Source organism: uncultured Senegalimassilia sp. (assembly GCF_934632265.1).
GTDB lineage: Bacteria > Actinomycetota > Coriobacteriia > Coriobacteriales > Eggerthellaceae > Senegalimassilia.
Window position 1 is genome coordinate 1 of sequence record NZ_CAKTYH010000052.1, and the last position, 12,990, is coordinate 12,990.

The window sequence follows — 12,990 nt, forward strand, 5'->3', positions numbered from 1 at the left end:
GACGAGGAGTCATCCGAAAACCTTGCAAGGTTTTCGGACCGCAGATAAGACCCCTGACCGGAATCCCCGTAAGGCAGAATCTCTCATATAACACCAGGTCAAAGCGTGTTACGGTATGCGAATGGAAACTATCATCTGCGACATATCTGCATTCGAGTACTGGAGAATCCCTCCGATCGTGCACATGCTGCTCAACGCCGGCGCGAGCTCTTCCGAGCCGGCGCCCCTCGGCACCACCTCCATGGCGGAAGCCGGCGCTAGCGCCCTGCGTGCGCTATCCGAAGAGCAGTCCCCTTGGGCAAGCGGCGCCTTGCCAAGCGGCACCGGCAAAGCCGCAAGACGGTTACGCGAAATCGCCCCCTTGCTTATCGCCAGCAACCAGCAATGCGTGGATATCCTTGTTCGCGATCGAAGCGGATGCCACGCGTCGGGCATCGTGCATCCGCGCGTTTGGAGCCGCAGCCTCCCCTTTGGCGCCACCGTTCAAATCGCCGAAAGCGTTCATGTCGCTACTCCGGCGTTTGCGCTTCTGCAAATCGCCGCGCGAGCAAGCCTTGCCACGACCATCATGCTCGCCGCCGAGCTTTGCGGAAGCTTCGCGATATACGAGCCTCCTGCGGCGCTGCTCAAAACGTTGCAGACCATGGAGCGCAACAAACAACTCCCTGCTATAGGAGGATGGAAGCCCTTCGTCGATCAGCATCAGGTTTTGACCGGCTTGTGGTCTCGGCCGCCTTCGCTGTCGCCCGATGACCTGGAAACGCTGGCGGCAGCCTGCGAGTCCCAACGCGGAAGAAAGCGCCTGCTCCGGGCCGCGCAGCTGGTCTTGCCGAACGCCGCCTCGCCGTTCGAAGTCCAAGCAAGCATGCTGCTGGGATTGCCCCGACGCCTCGGCGGCGAGGGGCACGACGGTTTGACCCTGAACAAGAAGATAGCCTTATCCGCAGATGCCCAGATGCTCGCGCAGCGCGAGCATTGCTACTGCGACCTATATTGGGAAGAGGGCCTTGACCTGGAATGCCAAAGCGCGATGGCGCACGACCGGGAGGCCTCGTTTCTGTCCGACTCCGATAGGACTGCCGCTTTGCGGTGTATGGGAATCGATGTCTTACCCGTAACGTTTTCCCAGGTCAACCACCAAGAACGATTCGATGCGCTCTCACGTACCATAGCATCCATGCGCGGGCGCAAGCTTGCACCGAAAACCGCTGCCCAACGCAAGCGAGCGATCGAGCTGCGCAGCGAAGTGCTCCGACCCTGGAACCAACTCTTCCGCACCTTGGGACGCTAAACGTCGATACGTCTGCGTTCGAGGCGGAATGGTCGAAGTAGCCGAAAAACACGCGAGCTCTTGACCTGGGAAAACGCCGCTATGCGCAGCGAGTCTACTCGGAAGGTCGCCAGCAAACGCAGACGTATCAGCTATCTGCTGCCAAGAGGGGCGAGCGGCACCGATATAGGCATGCTCAAGGGCGCCATGAGCCGGCAAAGCATGTCATAGTCGACTGATTCCGGGAATGCGGTAGCGTGCGTTGCCGAATCGACAGCGCGCCATCGCCCCGCCAACCCTTTGCCACCTGCGGATTCGCGGCGAAGTCGCACGACAACGCCCCACGCGCCCCTGGCCACCCTGCAAGTTCGCGAAAAAGCGCGCGTCAACTCCTTGCTGCCTCACGGGCTTCGCAGCGGACAGCACACGTCCCCACCCCGCCCGCCTGCGCGCCTCGTCCCTGACCGCCCCGCGGTTTCACGACGGAAGAGTCCCACCCACCTCTCGCGCCCAATGCATTCGCGGACGGGGCGTGCGCGAGATTTTACGTTGCAGGCTTCCGCTATCCGGTAGAATCAGCTCATCCCAGCAGAAAGGAAGCGCCATGATCATTCTTACCCTGCTTATCCTGTTCATCATCGCGGCCGTCGGGTCCGCCGTCGCCGGCTCGCCGATGCTGTTCGTCGTGCGACAGCAGGAAGCGTCCATCATCGAGCGTCTCGGCAAGTTCAACCGCATCGTGCAGCCAGGCCTTCACTTCCTGATTCCGATCATCGAGCGCCGCGCCGCCGAGGTCAACCTGCGCACGCAGGAGGCGCGCTACTCGCTCAACGGCAAGACCAAGGACAACGTGACCATCGGCACGGCGGTCTCGGTCCAGTTCCGCGTCGACCAAATGCCCGCCCAGACCGTCGAGCAGTCGGGCGTTTACCGCAGCTACTACATCCTAAGCAACCCCATCGACCAGATGGAAAGCTACATCGCCGACGCGCTGCGCTCGGCCATCCCCGGCTACACGCTCGACGAGGTGTTCGACAACAAAGACCTCATTGCGCAAAACGTCAAGGATTCCGTGACGGAGCTCATGGCGGGCTACGGCTACGACATCATCACCACGCTCATCACCGACATCGAGCTGCCAAAGGACGTCGAGCGTTCGATGAACGCGATCAACTCCGCGCAGCGCGACCAGGAGGCGGCGAAGGCGCTTGCCGAGGCCGAGCGCACCAAGACCGTCGTAGCCGCGCGCGCCCAGGCCGAGGCCATGGAGCAGACGGGCATCGGCATCGCGAACCAGCGCAAGGCCATCGCCGACGGCATCGCCGCATCGCTTGACGTGATCAAGTCCTCGGGCGTATCCGCCAAGGAGGCGAACGACCTGTTCACGTACACCCAGTGGGTGGAGATGATGGGGTCGTTCGCCGAATCCGGCAAGGCCTCGACCATCCTGCTCCCGTCAGGCTTCGAAGGTTCCTCCTCGATCCTCCCGGACATCCTCGCAGCGCAAGCCGCCCAGCAGAAACCCGAAGGCGAAGGCAACCCGTTCGAGGCCTAGCCGAGGCCCGGCTTTGGCTCGCCCAAGGTCGCCAGGATGCATATGCGGCCCACAAGAGAATCGTTAACAAACAAAAAGGGGTTGGTCACGAAGCTCATCCGGGACCAACCCCTAGTAGGTTATGCCTTTATCGCAGCCATTCTAGTCTTACACCAAGCATCGTCTCGGGGCCTGCGCCTCGGCTCGGGGCCGGCGCGGACGATTCCCTGCCATGACCTTGCGGAACAGGCCGACCACATGAGCGCGGTCGACTTCGCGAAACAACGGGCTATCGGCTGCCCCAATGAACGCAACCTTTCGAGGACGTTGGCTTGGCAAAGAATCGCAAGGCGGACAAAAAACCGAGCGTTGCGCTGATGAGACGCGAATCGGGGCCGAATCCGGCTACTGATGCGGCCAAACCCATCTCGAAACCCGCATTTGCTGCCCAACTATGCCCAGATACCCAATCGGACCCTCCCGCGATTGCGCATCTCTCACATTTTTGGCCACGAACACCGCAGATAGCCCGATAACGCCGCGCCTTGCGCCAGGTAACATGAACGGGAGACGCAATCGGGAGACGAAGACGCGCTCACGGCGATGCGCCACACTCCCCATGCGAACAAAATGGCGGAAGCGTTCGCGAGGCCTGACCCAAAAGGCCCCGAGCCTTGGCTCGGGGCCTGCGCAGACGACCTTATGCCATGACCTTGCGGAACAGGTCGACCACCTGGGCGTGATCGGCTTCGCGGGGATTGCCCGGGAAGCAAGCGTCGGCCATAGCGTCGGTTGCCAGCTGCTCGAGGTCTTCCGCCACCAAACCGTTGCAGGTATGCGGGATCTCCACGTCGGCGGACAGCTGGCGCACGGCGGCGATCGCCGCATCGGCGGCCTCTTCCGCGCTCATGCCCGCAACGTCGACGCCCATGGCACGCGCCACATCGACCAGGCGCTCGGCACACACCGGCTTGTTGAACTCCATGGCCACCGGTAGCAGCATGGCGCACGCCACGCCGTGCGGCGTGTCGTAGTGCGCCGACAGCGTGTGGGCCATGGCGTGGTCGATGCCCAGACCTACGTTGGAGAAGCCCATGCCGGCGACGTGCTGGCCAAGCGCCATGCCCTCGCGGCCGGCGCCCGGCTCGCCCGACTTCGCCTCGGCGTACGCCGCGCGCAGGTTCTTCGAGATTAGCTCGATGGCCTTCAGATGGAACATGTCGGACAGCTCCCAAGCGCCCTTCGTGGTGTAGCCCTCGATGGCGTGCGTGAGCGCGTCCATGCCCGTGGCCGCAGTCAGGCCCGCCGGCATGCTGGCCATCATGTCGGGGTCGACCACCGCCACGTCGGGGATGTCGTTGACGTCGACGCACACGAACTTGCGCACCTTCTCCGGGTCGGTGATCACATAGTTGATGGTGACCTCGGCCGCCGTGCCCGCCGTGGTGGGGACGGCGATGGTGAACGTGGCGTGGTTCTTCGTGGGCGCGACGCCCTCGAGCGAGACCACGTCGTCGAACTCGGGGTTCTCCGCGATGATGCCGATGCCCTTGGCCGTGTCCATGGCCGAGCCGCCGCCGACCGCCACGATCATGTCGGCGCCGGAGGCCTTGAACGCCGCCACGCCGTCCTGCACGTTCTTGATGGTGGGGTTGGGTTTGATCTGGTCGTAGAGCTCCCACGGGATGCCGGCCTCGTCGAGCTTGGCCGTCACTTTGCCCGTGACGCCGAATCTCACCAGGTCAGGGTCGGAGCACACGAACGCCTTCGCGAAGCCGCGGCGCGTGATCTCGCCGGGAATCTCCCCGATCGCACCGGCGCCGTGATACGAGATGTTGTTGAGCACGAAACGATTGACCGCCATGGCGGCACCCCCTTTACATGAGCGGGCTAGCGGTTTCCCCTGGCGAAGCCCGCACCGTTACAGCTGCTGCTAGTGTACCGCGGTCGCGAGCCGTTTACCGGAGAAATCGCAACGCTCACGGTAACGATTCGGTGGCGAAGACGAACAGGCGGAATGTCGCACAGCCGCCTGGCGTCTTTCGCGTGGACGCAGCGGGTTCGCGCCCGACCATGCCCCTGCTACTTCTGGGCGGTTTTGCAGGCCGCAACATTATGAGCACGTTTATGGGATTTTCCTGACCAGGGGTTTTCTTGCGGCCTATTTGGCGAATGCAAAAACGACGCGCGAAAACCATCCAGAAGCGCGATTTCAAAGCAAAAACGAGGGCCAAAATCCGCGAAACCGCCCAGGAATGCGACTTCAACTGCGCCATTCGCGCAAATCAAAATTCACAGCAAAAAGCGGAGGAGATGCACTCTCCTCCGCTTTGTTTTAGACGACACGGTAATTGAAGCGAAATTCAAACTCTCCCCAGGAAATAAAAGCTGGAAGAGACTAATGCTGAGGAGTAAAGGATCGCGCAACCAGACGCGCAAACTCTGCCGCTTTCTTATAAAACGGGCTGACAGCATGCTCATCCACGGCAGCACAAAAATCATCGATCCACAGCAGAAGATGACACACCACAAAGGAATCAAACGCAGCTTCGGCCGATCCGCCGGGAAAATCTACCCCATCGGGCGCCGCGGACAACCCACCTGCAACCAATGCAAGATATTGTAGAAGCTCAAATTCGGCGCACACATGGTCAAGAGGCTCATTTGCGTCGCTTGCACCGGCAAGCCCGCAAGAATGACAAAAACGAGCGACTTTCTCAGTATGGGGATTCACGAACAAAAGAGGCTCTACGCCATCTTGTTCAGCACGCCATATTCCCTCATAAGGCGACGCTGCTGCTTTAGGTACCCCAATAAACAAGCGAGTGGCTTCTTGACGCAGCGCGTGCAAATCGTTGCTCTTAGCATCGCAAACATCGAGCCCATCCTGCTGGCTGCATGATTCAACACCCAAAGCCACCAGAATCTCGTTTGCTGCAGCACTCCATTCCCCACTCGCAACAACGTTCACCAGTTGTTCGTCGGGATAGCGAAACGATAGCGCCACCAACTCACACGCAGCCGCTCTTGCTTTCCATATGTCCTGAGAAGCGTCCATGACCATGTCCCTCTTTCAATAAGGCGCGCAACCCGACGCCTATACGGCATATACGGATTGCGCGCCCACCTTATCTCACTCGTTACCCTTGATTACCCAAGTCTACAAAACGCATACCGACAAAAAACACCAGCAAGCCAATGCCAATTGTCCCGATCGCAAAAATAACCTCGGATGCGGAAGGCAGGTAGACAAGCGAGCCGTACGCCTGCAGCATGCCATTGGACCAATTTGGCAGAGCATACTGAGTCAAAAGGTCAGCTTCGGAGAAATTAGGAACCTGAAAACCGCCGAGCAGGAGCTGCATGCGCTTGCACAGAACGCCCACGAGCGCCAAAATCGCGCCGCACATCACGGCCGGCTGCTTAGCGCGCAAGCTAGGCGCGAAAGCCATAACGGCAACAGCGACATAGCACACAACCTGCATCCAGAAAAACGGAGCGATAGGTCCCTGAATCAGCAAACCGACCACCTGGGAATCGGAGCCTCCAGGATAAGCAGCCGTAACCAGGTCGGCAAGAAGCATGAACAAATCAACCAGCGCAAAGACCCCGATGATCTGCACCAAACGAGAGAGCTTTTTGGAATCAATGGCGATAATGTTCAACGCGCGGAAGGCGTATGCCACCGCCGCGATCAAAGCCGAGCCGCTCAGCAGTGCGGAAGACACGAACCAGGGACCCATAAGCGCAGTGTGCCAATACGCATGCGAGGAATATGCGCTGAAAATCAGCGCCTCCACAAGCTGCAACGCCACAGCGGCAACGATTGCCGCAATGCTGAGACCTCGTACAAGCGTCCCATGTGCCGCACCACCTCGTACAAGCGCAACAAACAGCACGATCTCAAGCGCGAAATACACCACCAGGGCGATCATATCCCACATAAGCGGACTTGCAATGTTCCCGCTCACCAACATCTCGAACACGCGCAAGGGTTGCCCCAGGTCAAACACAATAAAGCACGCTGCAACGATTCCGCTTGCAAGCGACACCCACACAGCGGGCTTGAGAATACCCTCGTATCCCTCAATGCCGAATGCGCTTGGCGCCACACCAACGATCAGCGATCCGGCAGAAATGCCCACAAAAAGCATGAAGCAGCCAATGCCCAATCCCCACGGCGTGTAATTGCGCATATTGGTCTCGCCCAGACCATTGACGTTCTGCAAAACCCAGAATGCGATTCCGACAGCAGCCAAAACCGCCGCAACCGCAATGAGCGCGATCGGCACATTGGCCCTGTTTTTGGCAACAGTCGAGTTGACGACTTGCGCCGTCGATGCGTTATCTGCCATTATTTTCTCCTTTAACTACAAGAGATAGAAGAGCGAAGGATTGGTCCCGCGATCATCAAGGAGCTGTTTATAGTTCCTCGTTTTAAGTGCTTTTGAGATTTCGGAATCGGGATCGTTCAAATCGCCGAAAATCCTAGCCCGGCCCGGGCACACGTCAACGCATGCCGGCAAAAGCCCCTTTTCAAGACGATGGCGGCAGAACGTGCATTTTTCCACCGTATGCTTCTGGTGGGAAGGAGCATCCACATCGCCAATCGCATAATCGAGCGCATACACCGGCTCATCCCAGTTGAATGAGCGCACTCCCGTGTAGGGGCATGCAGTCATGCACATGCGACAGCCGATGCATTTGTCGGAATCTTGTATGACGACACCGGTTTGCTCATCTTTATACGTGGCACCCACGGGGCACACTTTCGCGCATGCAGGGTTTTCGCAATGCTGGCACGACACCGTGTACTGATTCATCTTCAAGCTAGGATACTCGCCGGCAGGTGCATCATTTTCTTCTCCGCCATCGGTGATGACGCGATTCCACCAGATGCCTTGGGGAAGATTGTTCTCAACCTTGCATGCCATTGCGCAGGTGCTGCACCCGATGCATCGGGTGACATCGATGGCCATAGCGTAGTGTTTCTCTGACATACTCGCACCTACTCTTCCCACTTGCGCATCTCGCACAGATTGTCAAAATAGTTCTGATTCACCGCTACGGGGTCAAAGTCAGACGAAGCCAATTCTGACCAAGAACCAGCTTTGTGCTGATTAGCCTGCCAGCTCTTGGGATACACCAACGTCCCTGGCCTGATGCCGTTATTGATAACCACCTTAGCAACGCAATGGCCTCGGTCGTTATAGCATTCAACGTAGTCGCCGGTCTTGATTTCGCGCGCATCGGCATCGATCTGGTTCATCTTCACCGTAGGCTCAGGATCGAGCTCACGAAGAAGTTCGTTGCCGAAGAATTGAGAGTGCACGCGGAAGCGAGGCCTTTCGCTCATCAAGATCAGCGGATACTTCTTGTACAGCTCATTGGAATCGTCCTGCCACGCTTCCTTGGGAGGAATAAAGTGCGGCAAATGCTCGGTGGAGGGATCGAATTCCTGCCCCTGCTGAAGACGCATGGTGGGATTCTCCACGTAGAACTCCATACGCTTGGAAGTCGTTTTGAATTTCAGGTCTTTCCAGGGAATGTTGGGATAAGTCCCCTCGGGGTCGTACCTCATAACGCCGTTTTCTTTAAGCGAATCGAACGTAACGCCCAGTTTACGCGCCGCGTCAGTGTTGAGGCTTGCACGCAGGAATTCTTCGTCGCTTTGGGTGAAATACTGTCCAAGACCCATCTTCTCAGCCAATAGCCTTGCGATGTCGGAGTCTTTTTTGCATTCAAAGGGCGGCTCGACCGCTTTCTCGCTGTACATCACATGACGCCAAGTGGAGGAATTGATGATGTCCTCAAACTCGAACCAATGGCATACGGGCAGCACGATATCGGAATAACGCACGGTATCGTTGTAGGTAGTATCGGCCGTCACGATAAGGTCGAGATTGTCCATCAGGTCATGCTTGAGCTCATTGGTATGAACGCTCGTGCAAAGCGGATTCCACTGATAAATGTAGGCAGCCTTGATCTTGTGATCTTTGCCTTTGTACTTTCCGGTTCGGCATACTTCGCGAGCCGTAAGGACATCCATGATGGGCGAAGTAGACGCGCCGGCAACGTAGCTCTGATTGCTATCGAATATGCCCACGCCGCCGATGAAAGGAACGCCGTATCCTGCACCCTTATATCCGATTTGACCCGTCAGCGCAGTCATGGCAGCGCCCGCATGCGCAGAATGGACGCCGTTGTAATACATGTTCGAACCGAAGCCAACACGGTGATAATTGGGGCCGTCAGCCGCCAAATGCGCCAATTCGCGAATCGTATCGGCGCTTACTCCGCAAACTTCCTCAGCCTTCTCAGGCGTCCACTGCTTTACTTCCTCAAGAAGCAGATCATACGCGGTGCGGCATTTTACCCCATTGAAGTCATACGTTCCCGAAAGCAGGGGGTCTGATTCGTCGTTTGCCGAAACCACCTCGCCTTTTGCATTGAGCACGGCAGCAGGATCGTCGTATTGCGGAGCTGCCTCGCTCATGACGCCGGACCACTGATCGCGAGTGGGCTTGCTCATGCCCGTATATACGGGCTCCACACCAAAATCGCTCATGCGCAAGAACTTAGCATTATCCGAGCGGACCAAGAAAGGCGCGCAGGTGTGCTCTTTCATAAACGGGACATTGGTCAAGCCCTCTTCGATGAGCACATACATGATTCCAAAGGTAAGGACGGCGTCGGTGCCAGGACGAATGGGAACCCAGATATCAGCTTTAGACGCGACCTTGGTGTAGGTCGGATCGATGACGACGAGCTTGGCGCCGGCTTCTTTGGCGTCGGCAACGAAGTGCCAGTCGTGAATCTGGGCTTCAGTGGTGTTGTTGCCCCAAAGCCATACATGCTTCGCGTTGGGCATATCCGCAACATCGTTCATGACCCAGTTGCCGGCATTGCCCATGACGCGGTTGATGCCCATGGTATTGGCCAAGTCGACGTCATAGGTCATATTCGACGCGTTCATGCCATTGAAAAGCAGCGTGTACATGCTGTGGCCGAGATTGCCGTAATTGCCCGAAGCTTTCCACCAAGTAATAGCCTGCGGACCGTACTCGTCGATGATCTCTTTCCATTTTGTGGTGATCTCATCGATAGCTTCACTCCACGAGATACGTTCCCACTGGTCACCTCCGCGAGGCGTTCCCTCAACGCGACGCATCGGGTATTTCAAGCGATTCGAATCGGCGATGCGATACGGATGGGCCAGACCGCGCAAGCAGATGCGGTTATACTCCGGCGCATTATCCACGGGATGCATAGAGGTCTTTACCACGTGGCCGTCACGCACGTGCACATTCATCGAGCACGTGCCCTGGCAGTTAGGACGGCATACGCAGCGATACACTTGATCGCTGGAATCGGTCTTTTGGCTTGCATTGGAATCCTCGGCCAAGGCGGTAAGCGTGCATGTTGCCGAAGCCCCCACGCTAACCGCACCTGCCATAAGGGCAGTTGTCTTGAGGAACCCCCTGCGAGTAAGCGTGCCAGAAGAACTCGTTTCTTTAGGCATGTTTCCCCCTTCTGTTGAGCGCTGCTTCTCCTTGCACGCAGCGCATTGAAGTCTATAAACCTGGCCGGGTTTCTTGCCTGTCATTATGTCACAATGTATTGCGATAATCAATCGCACAATTGCGACAATTGTGACAATTGCGACAATCCAGAAAACAGTGCCAAATTTATAGAGCGCAGAAGGGACGAGGCCTCACGTATAACCGCCCCGTTGGAAACAGCGGAAATAGGAGTTCCCCCTGAAAGCGCGCAGGCATTCGGAATCATTGGCAACTTCGATTCCTCTCAGCGCACCGAGGGGAATGCAGCCTAACCCCTCCTGTATGCCAGACGCATTTCGAGAAGAGCGATGATGTCCTCATCGGTCATGCCCGCATTTGTGCACGTAGTAATCAAATCGTCCAGCAAAAGCTCCAGAGGAGAATCGGTTGCTCGTTCGCAACCAACAGCATGCCGGGCCGCCACAAACGTGCCCCTTCCCTTGCGCGTAGAAACATATCCCTCACGCTCTAGATCGATATAGGCACGATTTACCGTGTTGTAGCTGATATCAAGATCGACAGCCAATTTGCGAACCGTAGGGAGCTTGTCGCCCTCGTCGAATTCGCCTTTACCGATCAAATAGGAGATACGATTCTTAATCTGGATCCATGTAGGCAAACCACTGGAATAATCTATTTCAAACCCATCGAGGGGATTCTTTTGAGTTGTCATCTTATCTGCACCCCTTCCGCAAAACCGTCGCTTACCGCTGTGGGAACCGTCACCACGGTGCCGCCGGACTCTTTCACCGTCTCGTACTGCATGAGCATGGTGCGCAACTTCATTGCGTTTTCCGAATCTGCATATATTTTCGCCGCCTCAGAAAGAGCTTCGGCCAAATCGGCCTCAACACTTGCAACCGTCATTCGGGCGTTACGTTCTCGGTCGGCACGCGCCTCAAGCGACATGGATTCCTGCAGCTCCTCAGGAATCACGATATCGCGCACTTTTACCGCGATGATGTCGATTCCCCAATCCGAAGAAATACGCGCAACATCCTCTTCGATTTCAATGTCGAGCTCATTGCGCGCGAGGGCGACCTCTGCCACCGCTTTGCGCCCAACCGCTTCACGCAAGGCGGTTTGAGCCAAGCACGTCACGGCAACATAGTAATCCCCCACTTCAGTACAGGCCTGTTCGGCATCGCGAACAATCCAATACAGCACCGCATCGACCGAAACGGGTATCAAATCGGCAGTTAACGTACGCTCGGCATAAAACGTGGTGCACATAGTTCGTTGGTCTACGCGCATGGTTCCGTGCTCGATGACGGGAATGGTCGCATACACCCCGGGACCTGCCACGCGATTGACTTTGCCCAAACGCAAAATCACCACCCGCTCCCAGCTTAGCGCCACATGAAGGCTCGAGCATGCGAGAGTCGCCACCATCAATGCCACCACTATGGCAATCGCATCAACGTCTCCCCAGATTGCAAAGGAACATCCCAGAACGGCAAAGAAAGACACGATGAACACCGCAATGCCGAAAATGAGCGCACCATTGCGCGATGATCTGCGAGGCACCGCATCGCCAGACGAGCCCATCCCTACCGCCGTAGGGCATGGAGACGCCGACAGAGAAAGCTCATCCGCATCGGCGCCTTTCTTGGCGCACCCATATCCTTTCGCTTTACCCCCATAATTGTCTCGCATCATAAGCTCCTTCTTTTATGCCTTCGAATGCTTACCCCTATTTATTCGAAACTCGCTCACATTGCCATGGAAAGACCGCTATACCCCGATGAAATCGAGGCGGAGGCAAGCTCCTGCACTGGGTCGTAGGCAGCAAAACTCACTATGCAAAAACGCAGCGCTAACGCGCCGATCAGCAATGCAGCCGCCACCCAGACAAGCAGAGAGCAATGGCTCTTGTCGACCGCAAGCCACTCCATGGCCAACGGTATCGCAAGTCCCATAGCGCATACGACCACCCAAAACAGCGGAGCCAAATCGCCAACGATTAGAGCCTCCAACGCATCAGCGCAACGCGCATCATGCGCGAGCCACAAACCATATACGCAAAGCGTGACGATTTCCGCGCAAATGAGAATGCGGTCAATTGAAAGAGGGATTTCCAAAAACGCATAAAACGATTCGTGCGGTTCCGCAGAAGCAATGCATCCCACGAACAACGCGATTCCACCTGAAAGCGATGAAAGCACGAAGAGAATCGGAACCATCGGCGATTGCCACGCCGCCACCGATGCCATGATGCTCAGGAGAATACCGGTATAAGCGATTGTCACGCCGCCCACGCACACCCCGGCGACGGCAAAAAAACGCGTCGCTACGACGCCCATGGAAACACGATCGAAGTTCTCGCATACCGCTCCTGCGCAAGAAAGCACAGCTGACCCCGCCAAGCAATACGCCCCAACGGCAATCGGCGTTAATCTGGGCGAAATGATCAGCATCAACAATCTGTCAAATCGCCCCAAATCAACGGAGAGGCACACGATGCCTAAAGCAAGCAACAAAAAGCAGACCGCCCACACTCTGCCCAAGAGCCATGAAGGAATAGCCCGCACGCAGGCGGGCGCGCTATTCAACGTGCGTAGGCCTTCCACAATGCACAGCATCACAAGCGCGCCACCGCCCACGCCGCCAAGGAATATATAAAA

10 protein-coding genes are annotated in these 12,990 nt (G+C 57.2%); 2 read left to right on the plus strand and 8 right to left on the minus strand.

The window, feature by feature from the left end:
* Positions 1-121 precede the first annotated feature (121 nt).
* Both Q0H50_RS05180 and Q0H50_RS05185 read left to right on the plus strand, forming a co-directional pair.
* Positions 122-1,291: a hypothetical protein gene (locus tag Q0H50_RS05180; RefSeq protein WP_294420098.1), complete on the plus strand. Its 1,170-nt coding sequence runs from the start codon at positions 122-124 to the stop codon at positions 1,289-1,291.
* 583 nt (positions 1,292-1,874) lie between these two features.
* Positions 1,875-2,825, plus strand: a complete 951-nt coding sequence (locus Q0H50_RS05185) for an SPFH domain-containing protein (protein WP_294420104.1) — start codon at positions 1,875-1,877, stop codon at positions 2,823-2,825.
* A gap of 679 nt (positions 2,826-3,504) precedes the next feature.
* On the opposite strand, the gene fucO is transcribed toward Q0H50_RS05185, so the two are convergent.
* The 8 genes from fucO to nrfD (Q0H50_RS05225) all read right to left on the minus strand — a co-directional run.
* Complete coding sequence (gene fucO / locus Q0H50_RS05190) at positions 3,505-4,668, minus strand: lactaldehyde reductase (RefSeq protein ID WP_294420112.1); 1,164 nt, start codon at positions 4,666-4,668, stop codon at positions 3,505-3,507.
* 534 nt (positions 4,669-5,202) lie between these two features.
* The gene (locus Q0H50_RS05195; protein WP_294420115.1) at positions 5,203-5,868 is read right to left on the minus strand and encodes a molecular chaperone; all 666 of its coding nucleotides are present in this window, start codon (positions 5,866-5,868) and stop codon (positions 5,203-5,205) included.
* A gap of 76 nt (positions 5,869-5,944) precedes the next feature.
* A complete protein-coding gene (gene nrfD / locus Q0H50_RS05200) occupies positions 5,945-7,159 on the minus strand; it encodes an NrfD/PsrC family molybdoenzyme membrane anchor subunit (protein WP_294420118.1) in 1,215 nt (404 codons plus the stop codon).
* 15 nt (positions 7,160-7,174) lie between these two features.
* Positions 7,175-7,804 carry a 4Fe-4S dicluster domain-containing protein gene (locus Q0H50_RS05205; protein ID WP_294420126.1) on the minus strand — a complete coding sequence of 210 codons (630 nt, stop codon included), beginning with the start codon at positions 7,802-7,804 and terminating at the stop codon, positions 7,175-7,177.
* A gap of 8 nt (positions 7,805-7,812) precedes the next feature.
* Positions 7,813-10,326, minus strand: a complete 2,514-nt coding sequence (locus Q0H50_RS05210) for a molybdopterin-dependent oxidoreductase (RefSeq protein ID WP_294420133.1) — start codon at positions 10,324-10,326, stop codon at positions 7,813-7,815.
* A gap of 308 nt (positions 10,327-10,634) precedes the next feature.
* A complete protein-coding gene (locus Q0H50_RS05215; protein WP_294420145.1) occupies positions 10,635-11,039 on the minus strand; it encodes a GntR family transcriptional regulator in 405 nt (134 codons plus the stop codon).
* Positions 11,036-12,025 carry an SPFH domain-containing protein gene (locus tag Q0H50_RS05220; protein WP_294420148.1) on the minus strand — a complete coding sequence of 330 codons (990 nt, stop codon included), beginning with the start codon at positions 12,023-12,025 and terminating at the stop codon, positions 11,036-11,038. Before Q0H50_RS05220 ends, Q0H50_RS05215 begins: the two co-directional genes overlap by 4 nt.
* Before the next feature lie 53 nt (positions 12,026-12,078).
* Positions 12,079-12,990: NrfD/PsrC family molybdoenzyme membrane anchor subunit (nrfD, locus tag Q0H50_RS05225; RefSeq protein WP_294420149.1), on the minus strand; the 912-nt coding region annotated here is incomplete at its 5' end.

What these genes read in the sequence shown, in the direction of transcription:
- Q0H50_RS05180 (WP_294420098.1), top strand. Translation starts at nt 122, where the DNA reads ATGGAAACTATCATCTGCGACATATCTGCATTCGAGTACTGGAGAATC.
- Q0H50_RS05185 (WP_294420104.1), top strand. Translation starts at nt 1,875, where the DNA reads ATGATCATTCTTACCCTGCTTATCCTGTTCATCATCGCGGCCGTCGGG.
- fucO (WP_294420112.1), bottom strand. Translation starts at nt 4,668, where the DNA reads ATGGCGGTCAATCGTTTCGTGCTCAACAACATCTCGTATCACGGCGCC.
- Q0H50_RS05195 (WP_294420115.1), bottom strand. Translation starts at nt 5,868, where the DNA reads ATGGTCATGGACGCTTCTCAGGACATATGGAAAGCAAGAGCGGCTGCG.
- nrfD (WP_294420118.1), bottom strand. Translation starts at nt 7,159, where the DNA reads ATGGCAGATAACGCATCGACGGCGCAAGTCGTCAACTCGACTGTTGCC.
- Q0H50_RS05205 (WP_294420126.1), bottom strand. Translation starts at nt 7,804, where the DNA reads ATGTCAGAGAAACACTACGCTATGGCCATCGATGTCACCCGATGCATC.
- Q0H50_RS05210 (WP_294420133.1), bottom strand. Translation starts at nt 10,326, where the DNA reads ATGCCTAAAGAAACGAGTTCTTCTGGCACGCTTACTCGCAGGGGGTTC.
- Q0H50_RS05215 (WP_294420145.1), bottom strand. Translation starts at nt 11,039, where the DNA reads ATGACAACTCAAAAGAATCCCCTCGATGGGTTTGAAATAGATTATTCC.
- Q0H50_RS05220 (WP_294420148.1), bottom strand. Translation starts at nt 12,025, where the DNA reads ATGATGCGAGACAATTATGGGGGTAAAGCGAAAGGATATGGGTGCGCC.